Origin of the sequence: Catenisphaera adipataccumulans (assembly GCF_014202755.1) — a bacterium.
GTDB classification, from domain to species: domain Bacteria; phylum Bacillota_I; class Bacilli_A; order Erysipelotrichales; family Erysipelotrichaceae; genus Catenisphaera; species Catenisphaera adipataccumulans.
Genome location: NZ_JACHHK010000001.1, coordinates 337,956 through 356,751 on the forward strand (window position 1 = coordinate 337,956; position 18,796 = coordinate 356,751).

The 18,796-nt window shown below is 48.4% G+C and carries 18 protein-coding genes and 1 other annotated feature (1 of these 19 running past the window's edge); of the genes, 5 read left to right on the plus strand and 13 right to left on the minus strand.

The features are described from left to right. Positions 1 to 10: 10 nt before the first annotated feature. The 8 genes from HNQ47_RS01860 to HNQ47_RS01895 form a co-directional block, all read right to left on the minus strand. Positions 11 to 982: a nitronate monooxygenase gene (locus HNQ47_RS01860; RefSeq protein WP_183326957.1), complete on the minus strand. Its 972-nt coding sequence runs from the start codon at positions 980 to 982 to the stop codon at positions 11 to 13. Continuing rightward, positions 957 to 1,901, minus strand: a complete 945-nt coding sequence (locus HNQ47_RS01865; RefSeq protein WP_183326959.1) for a beta-ketoacyl-ACP synthase III — start codon at positions 1,899 to 1,901, stop codon at positions 957 to 959. Before HNQ47_RS01865 ends, HNQ47_RS01860 begins: the two co-directional genes overlap by 26 nt. Then, positions 1,889 to 2,698: an acetyl-CoA carboxylase carboxyltransferase subunit alpha gene (locus HNQ47_RS01870; protein WP_183326961.1), complete on the minus strand. Its 810-nt coding sequence runs from the start codon at positions 2,696 to 2,698 to the stop codon at positions 1,889 to 1,891. Before HNQ47_RS01870 ends, HNQ47_RS01865 begins: the two co-directional genes overlap by 13 nt. Then, complete coding sequence (gene accD / locus HNQ47_RS01875) at positions 2,691 to 3,557, minus strand: acetyl-CoA carboxylase, carboxyltransferase subunit beta (RefSeq protein WP_183326962.1); 867 nt, start codon at positions 3,555 to 3,557, stop codon at positions 2,691 to 2,693. Before accD ends, HNQ47_RS01870 begins: the two co-directional genes overlap by 8 nt. Then, complete coding sequence (gene accC, locus HNQ47_RS01880) at positions 3,544 to 4,908, minus strand: acetyl-CoA carboxylase biotin carboxylase subunit (RefSeq protein ID WP_183326964.1); 1,365 nt, start codon at positions 4,906 to 4,908, stop codon at positions 3,544 to 3,546. The genes accD and accC overlap by 14 nt, the downstream gene beginning before the upstream one ends. Continuing rightward, positions 4,905 to 5,318, minus strand: coding sequence for an acetyl-CoA carboxylase biotin carboxyl carrier protein (locus tag HNQ47_RS01885; RefSeq protein WP_183326966.1), 414 nt, complete (start codon positions 5,316 to 5,318; stop codon positions 4,905 to 4,907). The genes accC and HNQ47_RS01885 overlap by 4 nt, the downstream gene beginning before the upstream one ends. 15 nt (positions 5,319 to 5,333) lie before the next feature. Next, the gene (locus HNQ47_RS01890) at positions 5,334 to 5,585 is read right to left on the minus strand and encodes an acyl carrier protein (protein WP_281378153.1); all 252 of its coding nucleotides are present in this window, start codon (positions 5,583 to 5,585) and stop codon (positions 5,334 to 5,336) included. A gap of 237 nt (positions 5,586 to 5,822) precedes the next feature. After that, positions 5,823 to 7,757 carry a sucrose-specific PTS transporter subunit IIBC gene (locus HNQ47_RS01895; RefSeq protein WP_183326970.1) on the minus strand — a complete coding sequence of 645 codons (1,935 nt, stop codon included), beginning with the start codon at positions 7,755 to 7,757 and terminating at the stop codon, positions 5,823 to 5,825. Between the two features lie 174 nt (positions 7,758 to 7,931). Here HNQ47_RS01895 and HNQ47_RS01900 point away from each other — a divergent pair, with 174 nt between their 5' ends. The 3 genes from HNQ47_RS01900 (at position 7,932) to HNQ47_RS01910 (ending at position 11,024) form a co-directional block, all read left to right on the plus strand. Next, entirely contained in the window at positions 7,932 to 9,365 is a 1,434-nt protein-coding gene (locus HNQ47_RS01900; RefSeq protein WP_183326972.1) for a sucrose-6-phosphate hydrolase, read from the plus strand. Next, positions 9,365 to 10,327, plus strand: coding sequence for a LacI family DNA-binding transcriptional regulator (locus HNQ47_RS01905; RefSeq protein WP_183326974.1), 963 nt, complete (start codon positions 9,365 to 9,367; stop codon positions 10,325 to 10,327). The genes HNQ47_RS01900 and HNQ47_RS01905 overlap by 1 nt, the downstream gene beginning before the upstream one ends. 103 nt (positions 10,328 to 10,430) lie before the next feature. After that, positions 10,431 to 11,024, plus strand: a complete 594-nt coding sequence (locus tag HNQ47_RS01910; protein ID WP_183326976.1) for an HdeD family acid-resistance protein — start codon at positions 10,431 to 10,433, stop codon at positions 11,022 to 11,024. A gap of 45 nt (positions 11,025 to 11,069) precedes the next feature. Here HNQ47_RS01910 and HNQ47_RS01915 read toward each other — a convergent pair whose 3' ends face one another. Both HNQ47_RS01915 and HNQ47_RS01920 read right to left on the minus strand, forming a co-directional pair. Then, positions 11,070 to 12,506 (minus strand): IS3 family transposase, encoded by a 1,437-nt coding sequence (locus HNQ47_RS01915; protein WP_183326978.1) that lies wholly within the window; start codon positions 12,504 to 12,506, stop codon positions 11,070 to 11,072. A 69-nt stretch (positions 12,507 to 12,575) separates the two neighbouring features. Then, on the minus strand, positions 12,576 to 13,670 hold the full coding sequence (locus HNQ47_RS01920) for a PTS sugar transporter subunit IIC (protein WP_183326980.1): 1,095 nt from the start codon (positions 13,668 to 13,670) through the stop codon (positions 12,576 to 12,578). 94 nt (positions 13,671 to 13,764) lie between these two features. Here HNQ47_RS01920 and HNQ47_RS01925 point away from each other — a divergent pair, with 94 nt between their 5' ends. Then, positions 13,765 to 14,283 (plus strand): transcription repressor NadR, encoded by a 519-nt coding sequence (locus HNQ47_RS01925; RefSeq protein WP_221247930.1) that lies wholly within the window; start codon positions 13,765 to 13,767, stop codon positions 14,281 to 14,283. Between the two features lie 38 nt (positions 14,284 to 14,321). Here HNQ47_RS01925 and HNQ47_RS01930 read toward each other — a convergent pair whose 3' ends face one another. Both HNQ47_RS01930 and HNQ47_RS01935 read right to left on the minus strand, forming a co-directional pair. Further along, the gene (locus HNQ47_RS01930; RefSeq protein WP_183326982.1) at positions 14,322 to 15,839 is read right to left on the minus strand and encodes a prealbumin-like fold domain-containing protein; all 1,518 of its coding nucleotides are present in this window, start codon (positions 15,837 to 15,839) and stop codon (positions 14,322 to 14,324) included. 138 nt (positions 15,840 to 15,977) lie between these two features. Next, positions 15,978 to 16,412: a hypothetical protein gene (locus tag HNQ47_RS01935; RefSeq protein ID WP_183326985.1), complete on the minus strand. Its 435-nt coding sequence runs from the start codon at positions 16,410 to 16,412 to the stop codon at positions 15,978 to 15,980. A gap of 218 nt (positions 16,413 to 16,630) precedes the next feature. On the opposite strand from HNQ47_RS01935, the gene HNQ47_RS01940 reads away from it, so the two are divergent. Further along, positions 16,631 to 17,173, plus strand: a complete 543-nt coding sequence (locus HNQ47_RS01940; protein WP_183326987.1) for a LemA family protein — start codon at positions 16,631 to 16,633, stop codon at positions 17,171 to 17,173. An 80-nt stretch (positions 17,174 to 17,253) separates the two neighbouring features. Here the strand turns inward: HNQ47_RS01940 and lysS are convergent, their stop codons facing one another. Next, positions 17,254 to 18,735 carry a lysine--tRNA ligase gene (gene lysS, locus HNQ47_RS01945; protein WP_183326989.1) on the minus strand — a complete coding sequence of 494 codons (1,482 nt, stop codon included), beginning with the start codon at positions 18,733 to 18,735 and terminating at the stop codon, positions 17,254 to 17,256. A gap of 34 nt (positions 18,736 to 18,769) precedes the next feature. Next, positions 18,770 to 18,796: a binding site (T-box leader), on the minus strand (it continues 181 nt past the right edge of the window).

Here is an 18,796-nt window from a genome sequence, read left to right on the forward strand (position 1 = left end):
TGTATTCCTCCTAGTCGTGCAGACGGTTCATCAAGTCCTGCGTCCGCTGCCATTCTTTGCGGCTGTCCGCCATTAAATCGTCCAGACGCTTCTGCATCGGCACGATCTCATCGCACAAACCGGCGATCTGCCCCATCATGACTGATCCATTCTGTACGTCGCCGTCAAATACGGCACGCCGCAGGCCGCCTAACGTCAGTTTTTCCAACTCATCCCGTCCGGCTGCTTCCTTTTCCAGGCGCAGATATTCTTTGCTCATTTTATTGCGCAGGATCCGCACCGGGGCATTCAAACTGCGGCCGGTCACGACCGTTGAGCTGTCCCGTGCTTTCAATACGGCTTTTTTATAATTCTCATGGATCGGGCATTCTTCGGTTGCCAATAAGCAAGTGCCGATCTGCACGCCGACTGCACCCAGACAGAATGCAGCATTCAACCCGCGTCCGTCGGCAATGCCGCCGGCCGCAATGACCGGAACATCTATCGCATCGACGACCTGCGGCACCAGCGCCATCGTCGTGGTTTCTCCGACATGACCGCCGGACTCTCCGCCTTCCGCAATTAATCCGTCCACGCCGTCGCGGGCCATTCGTTTGGCCAGCGCCACATTGGCTACGACCGGGAAGACCTTCGCGCCGGAAGCTTTCAATGCCGGAATATACGGACCGGGATTACCAGCGCCGACCGTAACGACATCGACTTTTTCTTCACAAATCATCTGAAACATTTCTTTGACTTGCGGATGCATCATCATCACATTGACACCGAAGGGCTTATCGGTCAGCTGACGGCATTCATGGATCGCCGCCCGCGCTTCTTCCACGGTCATCCCGCCGGTGGCAATGATGCCCAGCGCACCGCAGTTGGATACGCAGGCCGCAAACGGTGCCGTAGCGATATTCGCCATCGCACCTTGAATGATCGGATATTTAATATTCAGAATTTCGTTCAATAATTTACCATTTGAAGTAGACTGCACCATAACTGAAACCTCCTCCGAAGCCGGTGATCACAACGTTCATGCCTCGTTTTAATACGCCTTCTTCTTTCGCACACGCCAGTGCGATCGCGATGCTTGCGGCTGACGTATTGCCATATTCTTCTAAGTTCGTATACATTTTTTCCATCGGAATATGCAGATGTCGGGCAACATTTTCAATGATCCGAATATTCGCCTGATGACTGATGACCAGATCCACATCGTCCACCGTGTCACCGGCCTGCGCCAGCACATTTTCGATGGCTTCGCGCATCGCGCGGATCGCAAAACGGAAGACCTCTCTGCCGTTCATCTGCGCGTATCCGATTTCCCGTTCTTCGTGGCTTTTCATGCCCGGCACGAACAGGCTGTGCTGCAGATCGCTCTCGGTGTTCGCGAAACGATACAGCGGAGCATCTCTTTTTTCAACCACGCAGGCCCCGGCGCCGTCACCGAACAATACGCATGTATTCCGATCGGTCCAGTCCATATACTTGCTTAATTTCTCTGCCCCGACGACCAATGCCGCTTCGTTTTCTCGCAGCAGGCCCGATGCGATCTGCAGCGAATATAAGAACCCGGAGCAGGCCGCATTGACATCAAAGGACATCACATTGCCCGGCAGTTCTAAACGGTCCTTCAGCGAACAGGCCACCGATGGCATGACATGGTCAGGGCTTAATGTCGCCACGATGAAATAGCGGATCCGTTTCGGATCGATACCGGAATCAGCCAGCGCATTCTGCGCTGCTTCCAGTGCCATATCCGATGTTTCTTCCTGCTCCGCCCGATACCGGGTGCGGATGCCGGTGCGGGTGCGGATCCATTCATCACTGGTATCCAGGATCTTCGCAAAATCATCGTTGGTCACTTTACGTTTCAGATGGGCATGGCCGCAGCCCAATATTTTTATTCCATCCATTCCGGTGTCCCCCATTTTCGAACTTTCTCCAGACGCTGCCGGATCAGCTGCTCCGGCGCATAGGTATCCAGTTCATCTAAGACCTCATTGAGGCGTGTTTTGATCTGACCGGCAACAGCCCGCAGATCATACTGCGCACCGCCTTCCGGCTCTGAAATAATTTCATCAATGATGCCGGCTTCTTTCAGGTCCGCTGCGGTGATCTTCATCGCTTCGGCTGCCTCTTCCACCCGGCTTTCATCTTTCCACAAGATGCTCGCAAATCCTTCCGGGCTCAAGATCGAGTACACGGCATTTTCAAGCATCATGAGATGATTCGCAACGCTCAGAGCCAGTGCTCCGCCGCTGCCGCCTTCTGATAAAACAACACAAATGACTGGGACAGTGATATCGGAAAACTGATAGAGACACTCCGCAATGGCTTGTGCCTGGCCGCGTTCTTCGGCACCTTTGCCCGGATACGCGCCCGGCGTATCGACAAAGGTGATGATCGGCCGATGGAACTTCTCAGCCTGTGCGGCCAGACGGAGCGCTTTGCGGTAGCCTTCCGGTTCGACCATTCCAAAGTGGCGGGCCATGTTTTCATCCAGGGTCGTGCCTTTTGATTGTGCCAGAACGGTGACCGGACGGCGGCCCAGCCAGGCCAGTCCCCCTAACATGGCCGGATCGTCCCCGTAGCAGCGATCGCCGTGCAGTTCCATAAAATCCGTAAAAATATATTCAATATAGTCTCTGGCCTTAGGACGTTTGGCATCCCGCGCGATCTTCACGCGCTGCCAGGCTGTTCGCTCACTCATACACATTGCCTCCGTGCATTTTCAGCAGTTCTGCCAACGTTTCCCGCATTTCTTTGCGGTCGACAATTTTATCGATGAATCCTTTTTCCAAAAGAAATTCCGCATGTTGGAAATCTTCCGGCAAAGTCTCATTGATGGTCTGTTCAATGACGCGGCGCCCCGCAAAACCGATCAATGCCCCCGGCTCTGCAAGGATGATATCCCCTAACATCGCAAAGCTGGCACTGACACCGCCAGTCGTTGGATGCGTCAGGACCGAGATATACAAATGACCATGATTGCTGAATTGTTTTAAAGCAGCGCTGGTCTTAGCCATCTGGGTCAAGGACCGGATGCCTTCCTGCATACGGGCACCGCCGCTGGTGCAGCTGATGATCAGCGGCAGATCGTTGCGGTCGGCATATTCGATCAAACGGGTGATCTTTTCACCGACCACGCTGCCCATGCTGCCCATCATAAAATGGGAATCCATGACAGCCAGTGCACAAGGCTGCTTATCGATCATGGCGGTCCCGCAGACGACGGCCTCATTCATACCGGTGGACATCTGCGCATGTTCCAGTTTTTGATCGTAGCCGTCAAAATGATACGCATTGATCGTCACCGCATCTTTATCCATTTCCCGGAAACTGTTTTCATCGGTCCACTGACGGATGCGTTCCCGGGCGCTGATCTTGAAATGATAGCCGCAGAACGGGCAGACATACGCATTTCTCAACAGATCACTGTAGACAATGTTATCGTGACATTTTGGACAAGTCTTAAAGACGTGATCCGGAATCTCCTTCGCGGGTTCCGGCCGGCGCGGACGCTGCAGGATGCCGCTGAAGTGCTCCCGGCGATTCTCAAACGGATTCATTTTCCATCCACTCCTTTAAACATTTCTGCGCAAACGAAGTATCATAAACGCCTTCGATCAGTTCCTTCTGGTGAAGGACAAAATAATGGAACTCTTCATTGGTATGGATACCGTCGATGACACATTCTTCCATGGCCTGGCGCATTTTCTTGATGCATTCCAGGCGGGTGTCACCGAAGGTGATCACTTTCACAAGCATCGAGTCGTAAAACGGCGGTACGGTGTAACCGTCATAGATCCCGCCGTCGACCCGTACACCGCGGCCGCCCGGCAGATTCAAAAACGTGATCTTGCCGGCATCAGGCTTCAGATCGGCTTTGGCATCCTCTGCATTGATGCGGCATTCCATCGCATGTCCGCGGCAGACAATATCTTTTTGTTTCAATCCAAGCGGATTGTGATTCGCGATCCGGATCTGCAGTTTGACTAAGTCCAGACCGGTGATCATTTCCGTGACCGGATGTTCCACCTGGATCCGGGTATTCATTTCCATAAAGTAATACGTACCGGAAGCATCCAGCAGGAATTCAATCGTTCCCAACGAAGAATAGTGCACTGCCTGGCATGCTTTTACGGCATCTTTGCACATGGCTTTCCGGATCTTGTCATCCAGCAGGAAGCACGGCGCTTCTTCCAGCATTTTCTGGTTTCGGATCTGAAATGAGCAGTCGCGCTCAAACAGATGGACGACATTGCCGAATTCATCGGCTGCCACCTGGATCTCCACGTGCTTTGGATTTTCAATGTATTTTTCAATATACATATCATCATTACCGAAGCAGGCTTTTGCCTCGGCTTTGGCTTCCAAAAAGGCGTTCTTGAACGCATCGTGATCGTGCACGATCCGCATGCCTTTGCCGCCGCCGCCGTTTGCGGCTTTGATCATCACAGGAAATCCGATTTGATCCGCGGCTTTCAGACCGCGTTTCCAATTGGAAACAATGCCCGGTGTTCCTTCAATGACCGGGATCCCGGCTTCCTGCATGGTTTTCCGTGCTTCGTTTTTATTGCCCATGCGCTCGATGACATCCGCTTTCGGACCGATAAAGACCAATCCGACAGCTTCTACCAGGCGCGCAAACAAGGCATTTTCCGATAAAAAACCAAACCCCGGATGGATCGCATCACAGCCGGTCTGACACGCTGCCTGAATGATGTTGTTCATGTTCAGATAGCTGTCTTTGGCTGCCGGTCCGCCGATGCAGACCGATTCATCGGCCATCTGTACATGCAGCGCATTGGCATCCGCCGTCGAATATACAGCGACGGTGCGGATCCCCATTTCCCGGCATGTACGAATGATCCGAACTGCGATTTCTCCGCGGTTGGCGATCAATAACTTTCGAATCATTGCGCATCTCCTATGATCATCAAAGGCTGCGCATACTCAATTAAATCCCCGTCTTTGGCCAGGATCTCCTGGACCACACCGGAGCAGGTCGCCTTGATTTCATTCATCGTTTTCATTGCTTCGATGATGCAGACGACATCTCCTTCCTGAACTTGCTGTCCGACACGGACATACGGTTCTGCATCCGGTTTGGGGGCCTGACGATAAACACCGACGATCGGGGAATCAATGGTATTCTGCGCAGCGGCAGGAGTCGATTCCGGATGGACACGATCGGCCGGCACGGCTGTCGTTTCCGGCGTCACCGGTTTTTCCAATTTAATTTTCATCGAATCGGTTTCCAGTTCCATTTTGGAAATGGTGCCGCTTTCGAAGATCTTGAAAATTTCCTTTAATTCATTCGTATCCATCGTATTTCCTCCTCTTTAGTTGTTCTGTTTCTTTTCGATCAAGTCCAGAATATCTTGAACAGTCTTCAATTCGGCCAGTTCCTCATCTTCGATGCGGATGTCGAACTCCTGCTCCAATTCCAATGACAGTTCAACAGCTGCCAGCGAATCAATATCCAAGTCTTCTGCTAAACGCGCTTCCGGCACGACATCCGCCGGATCAACGTTGATTGCTTCAGCCATTACTTCTTTGATTTTTTCCAACATGTTTTTTATCCTCCTATTCAAAGTCCATTTCGCATTTTAATCATTTTAAATATCGATGTAAATACTTCGAAATCTAAAACAGTCACATTTAAAAATCTGACCAAGAATTCACCGATTTTTCATTGGGCACATTTAAAAATGTGCATAAAAATGACATCCGTTACATGGATGTCAATAGGTGATTTATTTCAATAAACTAACAGAAAATTCCCTGGATCCGGTTGTACAGACACAAAAAAAGGCCTTTCGGCCTTTTCATTATTCTTCGTTCGGAACGACTTCGATCAATGCATCACCATGCTTGACCTCACCGTCTGCCAGTTTCTTCACTTCGGCATACGAAGGCGTATTGGTGACGATGACCATGGTCGTATCATCGTATCCGGCTTTTTTGATCTTTTCTGAATCAAAGGTTCCCAGCACATCGCCGGCTTTGACGCGTTGGTTGGCCTGCACTTTCTGGGTGAAGCCTTCCCCTTTCATGTTGACTGTATCGATTCCAATATGGATCAGTACTTCGGCACCGTCATCGGATTTCAATCCATAAGCATGACCCGTCTCGAAGGCAACTTGGATGATGCCGGAAACAGGTGCGTATACGGTGTTGCCGCTTGGCTGAATGGCAATTCCTTTACCCATCGCTTCGCTGGCGAATACCGGGTCATTCACGGTCGTGATATCAATCGCTTTTCCATCAGCCGGTGCCTGGATCACTTCATCAGTCGGCGCTGCCGAAGCGACGTCTTCCAATGCAGGTTCGTCTTCCAACGTTTCTTCCATTTTCTCTGTTTTCTGTGTAACAGTTCCCATTTCTTCATCGCTGTAGCCGAACATGTAAGTCAGGATAAACGATACAACGCAGGTCAGTACGACCATGAAAATATATTTGAGCAGCTGTCCGTTTAAGTACAGAAGCATACCTGGAATGATCGTGATGCCAAATCCAGTACCAGCCAGATTCAAGATCGAAGCTAACCAACCGCCGAAAGCACCGGCAATCAGACCAATCACAAATGGTTTACCATAACGTAAGTTAACACCGAAGATAGCAGGCTCGGTAATACCTAAACTAGCTGAAATCGCAGCTGGGAAAGCCAAGGCTTTTAATTTCTTTGATTTGGTTTTCACACCAACTGCCAGTGTTGCACCAGCCTGTGCGGTCATGGCAGCCGTAATGATCGCATTCAGCGGGTCTTTGCCGTCCGCTGCGATCAGCTGTGCCTCCAACAAGTTGAAGATATGATGCACACCAGTTACGACGATGACCTGATGCAGACCGCCGATGATCAAACCAGATAAACCAAACGGCAGATTCAGGACAAATCGAGTACCAGCCAAAATGTAGTTTTCCACTGTATGGAAGATTGGTCCGATCACGAACAATGCCAGGATGGACATGATCAGGAAGGTCACAAACGGAACGACCAATAAATCCAATACATCCGGCACATGTTTATGCAGCCATTTTTCTAACTTCGCACCGCACAGACCGACGAAGAAGGCCGGCAGGACAGAGTTTTGATAACCGACGACCGGAATAAAGTTAAAGAAGTAAATCGGTTTGGCAGCACCGCTAGCTACATCCCAGGCGTTCGGTAAATTGGAGTTGACCATCATCAAGCCCAATACAATACCGATGACCGGGTTGCCGCCGAAGACACGGAAGGCTGACCAGCAGATCAATGCCGGGAAGAAGGCAAATGCCGTATCGGTCAGGACCAAGGAATATGTATAGAAGTTGGATGCCTCAAACGCTTTCTGCGTTGTTCCGAAAACGGCTAAGACCGTATCATTATCGATGGCACCGCGCACACCCATGAATAAACCAGTGGCAACGATAGCCGGCAGGATCGGAACAAAGACATCACCGAAGGTACGAATGGCGCGCTTGAACCAGCTGCCTTGTTTTGCGGCTTCCGCTTTCTGTTCGCTGGTCGAACTGGTCGGCAGTCCCAGCTGAACGACTTCATCATAAATTTTGTTTACCGTACCGGTTCCGAAAATGATCTGATATTGACCGGCCGTAAAAAAGGCTCCCTGTACTTTATCGATATTTTCGACTGTTTCCTTATCGATTTTTTTCTCATCATTGACCATGATGCGCAGTCGAGTGGCACAGTGAGCGACGCTTCGAACATTGTCACGGCCGCCGACCGCGTCGATGACCGCTTTTGCGATTTGTGTGTTATCCATTTCTTTGCTGCTCCTTTTCCCTATGAAAGCGTTTAACTTTCGTTTACATCCTCATCTTATCATAAAAAACGATTATGTCAATCGTTTATCATATTTTTTTGAAAACGCTTAAATTCCGTTGATTTTTAGAATGAAAACGTTTACTATATTGTTAAAGGAAAAAGGAGAAAAAACATGAATCTTCCGACAAAGATCCGTTATCGCCGCTATGAAGACTGGAGCGACGAGGAAAAACAAAACATTCAAAAAAAAGTGAGCGCATCCCCTTGGCATGCGATTTATCATGTAGAGCCCAGGACCGGGCTCTTGAACGATCCCAATGGATTCTGCTTTTTTGACGGCCGTTATCATCTGTTTTATCAAAACTGGCCGTTCGGACCGGCACATGGTCTGAAATCCTGGGTCGATACTGTCAGTGATGATCTGGTTCACTTTACTGAAACCGGGATCAAACTGCTGCCGGATCATAAAAATGATTTCCAGGGTGCGTATACCGGCAGTGCCGTTCAGATCGGCGATCGCCTCTTTATCATGTATACCGGAAATGTTCGTGATGAAAACTGGGTCCGCCATCCAAAACAGGTCGGTGCCTGGATGGACAAAGACGGTAAGATCGAAAAATTTGAAGACGTTCTGATCGAACAGCCAAAAGATGTGACCGAGCACTTCCGCGATCCAATGCTTTTTCAGGTTGACGGACAGCTGTTTGTGATCATCGGCGCCCAAAGTCTGGATAAAAAAGGGTTCACTAAAATCTACCGTGCACAGGACAATGATGTCCATCACTGGGTCGAAGTCGGCAATCTGGACGACGGCGGCCTGCGCACGGAATACATGGATGAATGTCCGAACTTGTTATTTGTGGACGGACATCCAGTTTTGATCTACAGCCCGCAGGGCCTGGACCAAAAAGAGCTCCAGTACCGCAACATCTATCCGAATGCTTATCGTATCTGTAAAGCGTTTGACACAAAAAAACCAGCCCTGATCGAGCCTTCGGAGATCCGCAATTTCGACTATGGATTTGAAACCTATGCGACCCAGGGCTTCAATGCTCCTAACGGCAAGGTCTATGCGGTATCATGGATCGGACTGCCGGATATCGACTCACCAACGGATGCGTACGATTACCAGGGCGCGATGACACTGGTCAAGGAATTGTCGGTCAAAGACGGCAAATTAATTCAATACCCGGTTCCAGCTATGAAAACTCTGCGTAAGGCAGAACATCCGTTTGCCTCGGTATCGGAAACAAGCAACGCGTATGAATTGGAACTGAAGATCCCGGCCGAAGAGACCGCAGTATTCAATTTGTTTGATGACGGTCAAAACGGCCTGCGCATCACTGTTGATCCAAAAGCCGGCGCATTAACTGTCGACCGCAGTCAGATCGGCGAACAATACGCTTTGGAATACGGCACCAGCCGGACTTGTCCGCTGGCGCATGAAGAGACCACATTAAATATTTTCGTGGACCGTTCGATCTTTGAGATCTACGTAAATAAAGGGGAAGCCGCACTCACCGGCCGCGTCTTCCCGACAAAGGGACAAAGCGGCATCCGCGTGCTTTCCGGCACCGTTGCCGGCACTCGTTTCGATTTCAAATAATGGTCGCAAAATTAACCGATGTCGCCAAGCGAGCCGGTGTCAGCCCGACGACTGTATCCCGCGTGATCAACCGCAAGGGATACTTATCTGAAAAAACCATACACAAAGTCGAGGAAGCGATGCAGGAACTGGGCTACAAGCCAAATAACCTGGCCCGTTCTTTACAAGGAAAATCTTCCCGTTTTATCGGTCTGATCTTTCCGAATGTCAGCAACATTTTCTATGCGGAACTGATCAACAGTTTAGAGATCCGTCTGTTTGAACAAGGCTACAAAGCCATTTTATGCAACAGTGAAAAGAATCCGTCCAAAGAACGTGAATATCTGCAGATGTTAGATGCCAATCAGGTAGACGGCATCATTTCCGGCAGTCACAATTTAGGCATTGAAGACTATCGGAAAGTCGATGCGCCGATCATTTCCTTTGACCGCAACCTCGCACCGGATATCCCGATCGTCAGTTCGGACAATTTTGAAGGCGGACGCCTGGCCGCAAAGACCCTTCGGCATGCCGGTGTCAAGCATCCGATCATCATCAGCGGACGGGACGATTCCGGTTCCCCGACCAAACGCCGCGGTGAAGGATTTCGTGATGTCTTGCCGGAAACAAAGATCATTCACATTCCGGGTGATTATTCACCGATCCGCAAGAAAATGGAACTGCAGATGGCACTGCGCAAAGAAAAACCAGATGGCTTATTTGCTTCCGATGATACGACGGCCTTATTGGCGATGCAGATCATCGATCAGGCTGGTTTTACGGTGCCGGATGACATCAAGATCATCGGCTATGACGGCACTGCCATGGTGACGACGTATTTCCCTCGCCTGACTACGATCCAACAGCCTATCGCTGAGATCGCACAGGTCTTGGTAGAAGTACTGCTGAAGAAGATCAACCATGAACCGGTGGATGCGGAATATATTCTTCCGGTTTCCCTGCTGCCAGGGAAAAGTATTTAACAGACTGCTTCGGCAGTCTTTTTTTCAGACATTTGTTCAACATTGTATAAACCGTTTTATTCTTATTGCGTTATAATTAAGGTACTTTATTAATAAGGAGGTTATGATTATGATGTTTTATGACAATGATCGAAACTATCAGGATGAATTCCGTGGTTTCTGGAATCAAAATGTGAAGAAATATCGTCGCTGGGCCTTGATCCTAGGCATCGTGATGATCATCTTAAGTATTTTATGTTTTACCAATCCGATCCGCTCGATGTACGTTCTGGAAGTTATCGCTTCGATTGTAATGATCTGTATTGGTATCGGCGGCATTGCCACCTACTCATCGACACCGGTTTATTTCCGGTTCGGCGGCAGTTTAATTTCGTCGATCTTAAATATCCTGCTGGGAATTATGTTAATTTTGTCCCCGGCACAGGAAATGATGATGACATTTGCCTTCATCTTTGGAATTGAAATGATGTCCTTCGGTATTCAGGAACTCTCCGTTTCTCATCGGCTGAAATTCTTCGGCATCGCCGACACCGGTGTTCATACATTCAGCGGTGTCATGAATATCATCTGTGCGTTTATACTCTTTTTCATGCCGCAGGTCTCGATCGCGATCAGCTGGATCATCGCGGCCTACCTGTTGATCGGCGGTATTTCCCTGTTGATCAACGGCATCAATGCTAAAACGTATGAAATGTAAAAAGCTGGCAAAATGGGGTGAACCCCAAAAGTTGGACAAAATAAGTTATCTAGATTCTAAGGCTTGATTTCTTGCTTCGCAAGGAGTCAGGCCTTTTAATCTGACCTGGATCCTTTCTGTATTGTAATAGGTGATGTATTCTTCCATCGCTGCTTTCAGCTCCTCCAGGCTCTTAAATTCATATTCATGTCCATAGAACATCTCGGTCTTCATCTTTCCAAAGAAATTCTCCATCACACAGTTATCCAGGCAATTGCCTTTTCGTGACATGGACTGTATGATTCCATGCTCCTTCAAGATGGCTCGATACTGTTTCATTTGATATTGCCATCCTTGATCACTATGTAAGATCAAACCATCGAATTTCGTATGACCAGCGAATGCCTGCTCAAGCATATCAGTTGTCTGTTTAAAGTCAGCACTTGATGAAATATTGTATGAAATGATCGCATGATCATAGAGATCCAGGATCGGTGAAAGATAGAGCTTGCCGGCCGCAATGTGGAATTCGGATACATCCGTCGTCCAGATCTGGTTGCTTCTCTCGGTGTTAAAGTCACGAACATAAGCTATTGTATGATCTTCTTCATCCACTTTTGGATGGAGCAGACGATTCGGCACTGTCTCATTGAAATTCCCTCTATAAGATCTATATTTGGCACGCGGTGTGATACCGTAAAGGTCCATTTTCTTCATCAGGCGTTTCATCGTCTTATGATTCACATGAAAACCGTCTCTCTGAAGCTGCAGCACGATCCGGCGATAGCCATATCGTCCTTTATTCTTTTCGAAGATCTCTTTGATCCTCTTCATCAGTTCGGCATATTTCCGCTCATCCGGATCCTGATGAGACAGCCAGTAATAGTAAGTGGACCGGCTGATCTGGGGCAGTGAAAGATCGGCCGCAATGGCTTCTAGGATAAAGTCGACCGGCCGTTTCAGTTCATGCCTTAGTTCGGTCACTGCTCCCGCGATTTCTTCTTTTCCCGGTTCTCTTTTTCCGTAACCAAGGCATTTAATTTTTTTAAGTATGCGTTTTGTATCGTAAGAATCTCGTTCTGCCTGCGAAGATCCGCAATTTCTTTCTGCAGGGCTTCGTTCTTCTGAGGAAGATCCTTCGGTTTCTTCTTTGCCATGGGTTTTCCTGCCTTTCTTCTTTTCAATAACATTATACCCGTTAGCGATATATTCTTTCACCCATCGTGGTAAAGTTCCCTGATTGGAAAGGCCAAGATCCAATGATACGTCTCTCATGGATTCATGTCCGACAAGTACACGTTCGATCGCTGCTTTCTTGAATTCCGGCGAATAATAGGTCCAAGAATGTCGGATCTGTTCAATGCCCCAGCGGTCTGCTAAATGGACCATGTATCGAATCGCTTTATCAGCCATTCCGTATTCGCGGGATAACTGGTAAATAGAATCATGTTCATATTTCCATTTATTGTATATTTCTACTTTTGTCTCATATGCATATTTCATAAAGAAAAACCCCTCCAGTTGGTCGTCCAACTTTTGGGGTTCACTTCAAAAATTCTCTGCCAGCTTTTTTTATGCATCCAATTTCAGATCGCCCGGTTTTACTTTTCCTGCTCTGACCACAAAATGATGAATGAGCGGGGTCAGCACCGCCGGAAGCACAAAACAGATCAGGATCAAGCCCAGCCAGTCCCAGGCCGTGATAGCTGCTTTAGCACCGGAAGCCACATCAGCAGCCCAGCCAGTATACACGCCGATCGGGCCGACCAATCCGCAGGTTCCCATACCGGAAGAAACCGGTGTACCGTTCATCTGCATTTTGAAAACACAAGTCGCAACTGGTCCGGTAATTGCCGAGGTAATGATCGGTGCTGTCCAGATCCAAGGATTGCGGACGATGTTGCCCATCTGCAGCATCGAGGTGCCCAAACCTTGTGAGACCAAGCCGCCCCAACGGTTTTCCTTAAAACTGATGACCGCAAAGCCGACCATCTGTGCACAGCAGCCCGCAACCGCAGCACCGCCGGCTAAACCAACCAATCCGAAGGCTGCACAAATCGCGGCCGAGGAAATCGGCAGCGTCAGCGCAATACCGACCAGTACAGATACTAAAATACCCATCCAGAATGGCTGTAAATCTGTCGCCCACATGATCAGCTGTCCAAGCTGCATCGCAAATGAACCTAATGCCGGTGCCCACCATGCGGAAAGCAGCGTACCGACCGCAATGGTCACCAGCGGCGTCACCAAAATATCGATCTTTGTTTCTTTGCTGACGGCTTTGCCGATCTCAGAGGCAAAGATCGCGACAAACAAGACGGCTAACGGCCCGCCGGCTCCGCCCAATGCATTGGCACAGAAACCGACAGCGGTTAATGAAAATAAGACCAACGGCGGACAGTGCAGCGCATAGCCGATCGCGATCGCCATGGCCGGTCCGCTCATGGCCGAAGCCAGACCGCCGACCGTATACTGTGTGCCGGCAATGGTTGCGACGGGTTCCATCAATGCCGCAATATGCAGCTGAGCACCGAATGTATCGATGATCGTTCCGATCAGCAGCGAACAGAACAACCCCTGTGCCATGGCGGACAATGCGTCAATGCCATAGCGATGCAAAGAAATCTCAATGTCTTTTCGTTTTAAAAACGCTTGAAATGAATTCATACATCCTCCCTCAGATGTCTTGACACCTGACATGACAATTCTAGCGAATTCAAAGATCACTGTCAAGAATGTTTATTTGCGGTATAATATGGGCATGAATGCATCACAACGAAGAGAACGCATTGTCAACGCGCTGGATGGTTCTGACCGTCCGATCAGTGCTGCAGCGCTGGCAAAACAATACCATGTCAGCCGGCAGATCATCGTCGGCGACGTTGCACTGCTTCGGGCATCCGGGCACAATATCCTGGCGACCCCGCGGGGCTATATTCTGGAACATCCGGATCAGCAGAACGTATACCGGATCGCCTGCCGGCACAATGCCGAACAAATGCAGGAAGAGCTTTATGCGATCGTCGATGAAGGCTGCACCGTCATCGATGTGATCGTTTCCCATCCAATTTACGGCCAGCTGACCGGCCAGCTGAATTTATCCAACCGGCATGATGTCGATGAATTTGTGCGCAAATCACGGGCAAGCAACAGCACTCCGATCAGCGCATTGACCGACGGCATCCACCTTCATACGCTGCGCTCACCGGATCCCGGCGCAGTACAGCGGGTGCGCACGAAACTGAAAGAAATGGGGATCCTTTACACCAATGAAACATAAAAAAATGTGTCGAAGCTTTCAGCCTCAACACATTTTTATTATGCCCGCCGTTTGCGGAGGAAGAAGATCAACATTGCAGATCCTGCCAGCAATAATAGGAATGCCTCTGTATTGGTTTCTGTGCCTGTTTGTATACTGGCGGTTTTCTTCTTTGTGCTTACGCGGGTACTTGTTTTTGTGATAGTTTTTTGTTTAGACGGTTTATCTGACTTTTCCTGTTTTGGTGTTTCTTCCCTTGTTTGAACATCGTTTTCTACCGTGATCTCGGTACCGGTGTTTCCGCCCAAGGTCACATATTTGCTCTCACTGGAAAGGATGACACCATCCGGCGCGCTGATTTCAACCAGTTCATAAACTCCGTCATTCAGCTGTGCGATCGTTGCCAGACCATCGCTGTCGGTCGTAATATCGACATAGTCAGCACCATCGTACCAGCCCAAGACACGGGTATGGTCAGCTGCGCTTTTTACTTTATAGATGCGGAATGTCACGTCTGAAATCGGTGTGTCGGTCCCGGTTTCAACTTTGTGAATTTGTATGGTTCCCTTTGGAAGTCCGTTGATGTTTGCGGACGAAGTCGGGATCGTGACTGTTTTCGTATGAGTTTCTGATTCCGTACTGCCAGAATCGGTCGTATAATTCATTGAAACCTGATTCCGAATGGTATTGCCCTGCACTACGTAATTCTCATCCGTATCCGTCGTAAATACAATGATGGCATTGTAGCCATTATCGGCACTCAAAATAGATGCATCCATCGTAATGGTAAGCGTTCTTGCGCTTTCATCATAGGACCACGTATGGCCAGCGCCCGTAAAAGTTTCTAGGGAGCTATAACCGCTCCAGTTTCCTTGAGGATCACGAAGACCGCACCGGACAAAGGTCGGATTGGAAGTGCCTTCCGGAAGCGTATCCGTAATTGTGATGGTATCGGTCAAATTAGTCCAATAACTATCATTGACACCGATGCTCCAACGGATCTTATTATTTTCACCGCCGATCCAGTCTCCGTCTTTCCCGCCGAAGCCAGGAACCACGCCCGTTCCTGTTGTTGATTTGACTGTAATGGAATCACTGTGATCACCAGCTGTCACGCTGATTTCATGATCGCTGTCGGTCGTATTGGACGCTAAAAGTTCAAACGAAAAACTGCCGTTGACATGTTGGAACTGTTCGACAAGTTCATTGAACGTCGCGGTCGCTCCTGTCGATGTGATGACGACCTGACCGACGGTCTGCTGCTGGTTGTTTTCATCCGTGATCTGTAAGTCATGCGTTGCTTGATATGCCGTCAATGAAACGTTTTCCGTGGTCGACGGCCAGCTGACCGTGATCGTATCGCCGCCTTGAATATCCGTATTCGCTGCATCTTCATCAAACGTGATGGTCGCCGTGACACGATTTGCATTATTCACTTCGGAAGAACCATCACTTGAATTGATAACGGTCACATCGGTCACACTGGTATTGTCTGCTGCCTGCGTTTCCATTTTTGCACCGTACAGCAGGAAACACGTGAATAAGAACCCGCAAATAAATATAAACCTCTTTTTCATCCTAACCCTCCTTTCTATCACCAATTATTATAATATTAGATGCTTAAATATTTATTTTCCATTATACCTTTTTTGAATACTAGTATATGTAAACTTTATAGATATTAATGGACTAAAAAAAGCACTCTATACCGAGTGCTAATTCCATATCATTTTCTGCTTTTTAATGGCATATTGATAATAATCTTTTATATTTTCCTCAGTCAGACAGGATAAATCATTGAGATCATCTAGATCATGATATTGCCCTGTTCGATCAAAATACATCGGAGTGATCTCATGTCGGACCGCATCTCCTGTGACGGCTGCGGCAATGATCTTCCGATCCGGATCACGTTCCAGGATCGATCGTGCCAGAACATCGGCCGCATTGACCGCATAATCCGTACACGTATCTCCTTGGTCCAGCGTCTGATCTTCTCTTAATAAGATATGATGGTCGGTTCGTTCCCGATACACGATGAGAACGGTAAAATTCTGGATCATGGCTTGTTGGTCAAAGGACCGCCGGTCCTCCGGATCATCGGCCGTCAATCCGCATTGTTTCATTTCTTCAATGATCCATGAGCACATGCATTATCACCTGTTTCTTAAAATTATATAATAAATATATCATATAATATAACATATCAAAGATTTAAAGATAAGAATTATTTGTTTTTTTAAAATTCTTTTCGTATCCATAGAGTGAATCTATTTTTATTATTTACATGATTTTATTGAATATCTGTGAATTTATTAACTGGATTGTTGTAGAATAATATGTAGAAAGCATAGAAAGGAGAGGCAGTATGATAATTTTGATCATTGTCATTGCCGTCATCGTGATCTGGCTGATTGCCGGATATAATGGGTTTGTCCGCCTGCGCAATAACTGCGACGAAGCCTACGCCACTATGGACGTCTATCTAAAAAAACGTTTTGATCTGATTCCCAATTTGGTGGATACCGTCAAAGGATATACCAAGTATGAATCTGAAACACTGAAAGCCGTCGTTGATGCCCGCAATCGGGTACAGAATGCGGGAAACGATCAAGAGAAACTGCAGGGAGAAACACAGCTGACCGGTGCTATCCGGAATATCTTTGCGTTGGCAGAAGCTTATCCGGATCTGAAAGCCAGTGAGAACTTCAACACGCTGATGCAGCAGCTGAACCAAACGGAGCAGGACATCGCCAATGCGCGTAAATACTACAACGCAGTGGTCAAACAATTGAATACGAAATGCGAATCCTTCCCGTCCAATTTGATTGCCGGCATGTTCCATTTCACCAAGCGTCCGTTATTCGAAGCCGCTGCAGAAGAACGGGAAAACGTCAAAGTCAATTTCTGATCATAAAAAGCAGATCCTATCTGCTTTTTTTGTGCCCCATCGAGCAATGAAAAAAAGCCTGCAGTGCTGCAGGCTTCGAATTATTTATTCTTCATATGCGGGAACAAAAGTACCTCACGGATCGTATGCTGATCCGTCAGCAGCATCACGAATCGGTCGATTCCCAGACCGACGCCGCCCGTCGGCGGCATGCCGTATTCCAGTGCCTCTACATAGTCTGTATCGACTTCATTGGCTTCATCGTCTCCTAAGTCGCGCAGTTCCAGCTGTTTTTCAAAACGCTCACGCTGATCGATCGGATCATTCAGCTCAGAGAATGCATTCGCATATTCATGGCCGCAGATAAACAGCTCATAACGGTCCGTAAAACGTGGATCTTCGGCATTCTTCTTGGCCAGCGGGCTGATCTCCAACGGATACTCATAGACAAATGTCGGCTGTTCGATGGTCTCTTCCACATATTTTTCAAAGAACAGGGAAATAATATGACCGACAGAATTGTGTTTCTTCTCCAACTCGATATCATGTTCCGCAGCCAGCTTTTTGGCTTCCTCAAACGTCATCTCCTGTTTAAAGTCAATACCTGTTTTTTCCTTGATGGCATCGCACATCGTGATCCGCTTGAACGGTTTGCCCAGTTCCAGCTGCGTACCTTGATAGGTGATGGTCGTCGTACCTAAAACCTTTTCAGATACATATTTGAACAATCCCTCGATCAGGTCCATCATGCCGTGCAGATCACTGTAAGCGACATAGGCCTCCACCGTTGTAAATTCCGGGTTATGCGTCGCATCCATACCTTCGTTGCGGAACAGGCGGCCGATCTCATAGACACCTTCCAGACCGCCGACGATCAAACGCTTTAACGGCAGCTCCGTTGCGATCCGCAGATAAAAATCCATATCCAGCGCATTGTGATGGGTCACGAACGGGCGGGCAGCCGCGCCGCCCAAGATCGGCTGCAGCACCGGTGTTTCTACCTCGATCAGACCTTGTCCGTCCAAATAAGCTTGTACGGCACGAATGATCTTCGGACGTGTCAATGCGATCTTTTTGGCTTCCGGATTCATGATCAAATCAACATACCGACGGCGGTAGCGCTCTTCGGTATCAGTCAGCCCGTGGAACTTCTCCGGCAGCGGGCGCAGCGATTTGGATAAATGCGTATACTCTTTCGCACGTACGGTCAGCTGGCCATGATCTGTTTTCATGACCGTTCCGGAAATACCGACGATATCACCGATGTCGTTCTTTTTGAAAATTTCATATTGCGCATCACCGACTTCATCCTTGCGGACATAAATCTGGATCTCACCGGTCACATCCTGAATGTTCATGAATCCCGCCTTGCCCTGACGGCGTTTGCGCATGATCCGGCCGGCGATCGTCACATGGACATTTTTTTCTTCCAATTCTTCTTTGGTGAACTGATCGTAGGCTTTCGTTATTTCTCCGCACTTCGCATCTCGTTTGAATGCATGACCAAACGGATCGATTCCCATATCAATCAAATCCTGCATCTTCTGACGACGCACTTTTTCTTGCTGCGTTAATTTTTCCATATTTTCTCCTTCTCCATAAAAAAAGACATCTCATCCGAGGGACGAAATGCCGTGTTACCAC

Excerpts from the sequence above, each read along its gene's own strand:
- HNQ47_RS01860 (WP_183326957.1), bottom strand. The coding sequence starts at position 982 with ATGGTGCAGTCTACTTCAAATGGTAAATTATTGAACGAAATTCTGAAT.
- HNQ47_RS01865 (WP_183326959.1), bottom strand. The coding sequence starts at position 1,901 with ATGGATGGAATAAAAATATTGGGCTGCGGCCATGCCCATCTGAAACGT.
- HNQ47_RS01870 (WP_183326961.1), bottom strand. The coding sequence starts at position 2,698 with ATGAGTGAGCGAACAGCCTGGCAGCGCGTGAAGATCGCGCGGGATGCC.
- accD (WP_183326962.1), bottom strand. The coding sequence starts at position 3,557 with ATGAATCCGTTTGAGAATCGCCGGGAGCACTTCAGCGGCATCCTGCAG.
- accC (WP_183326964.1), bottom strand. The coding sequence starts at position 4,908 with ATGATTCGAAAGTTATTGATCGCCAACCGCGGAGAAATCGCAGTTCGG.
- HNQ47_RS01885 (WP_183326966.1), bottom strand. The coding sequence starts at position 5,318 with ATGGATACGAATGAATTAAAGGAAATTTTCAAGATCTTCGAAAGCGGC.
- HNQ47_RS01895 (WP_183326970.1), bottom strand. The coding sequence starts at position 7,757 with ATGGATAACACACAAATCGCAAAAGCGGTCATCGACGCGGTCGGCGGC.
- HNQ47_RS01900 (WP_183326972.1), top strand. The coding sequence starts at position 7,932 with ATGAATCTTCCGACAAAGATCCGTTATCGCCGCTATGAAGACTGGAGC.
- HNQ47_RS01905 (WP_183326974.1), top strand. The coding sequence starts at position 9,365 with ATGGTCGCAAAATTAACCGATGTCGCCAAGCGAGCCGGTGTCAGCCCG.
- HNQ47_RS01910 (WP_183326976.1), top strand. The coding sequence starts at position 10,431 with ATGATTATGATGTTTTATGACAATGATCGAAACTATCAGGATGAATTC.
- HNQ47_RS01915 (WP_183326978.1), bottom strand. The coding sequence starts at position 12,506 with ATGAAATATGCATATGAGACAAAAGTAGAAATATACAATAAATGGAAA.
- HNQ47_RS01920 (WP_183326980.1), bottom strand. The coding sequence starts at position 13,670 with ATGAATTCATTTCAAGCGTTTTTAAAACGAAAAGACATTGAGATTTCT.
- HNQ47_RS01925 (WP_221247930.1), top strand. The coding sequence starts at position 13,765 with ATGAATGCATCACAACGAAGAGAACGCATTGTCAACGCGCTGGATGGT.
- HNQ47_RS01930 (WP_183326982.1), bottom strand. The coding sequence starts at position 15,839 with ATGAAAAAGAGGTTTATATTTATTTGCGGGTTCTTATTCACGTGTTTC.
- HNQ47_RS01935 (WP_183326985.1), bottom strand. The coding sequence starts at position 16,412 with ATGTGCTCATGGATCATTGAAGAAATGAAACAATGCGGATTGACGGCC.
- HNQ47_RS01940 (WP_183326987.1), top strand. The coding sequence starts at position 16,631 with ATGATAATTTTGATCATTGTCATTGCCGTCATCGTGATCTGGCTGATT.
- lysS (WP_183326989.1), bottom strand. The coding sequence starts at position 18,735 with ATGGAAAAATTAACGCAGCAAGAAAAAGTGCGTCGTCAGAAGATGCAG.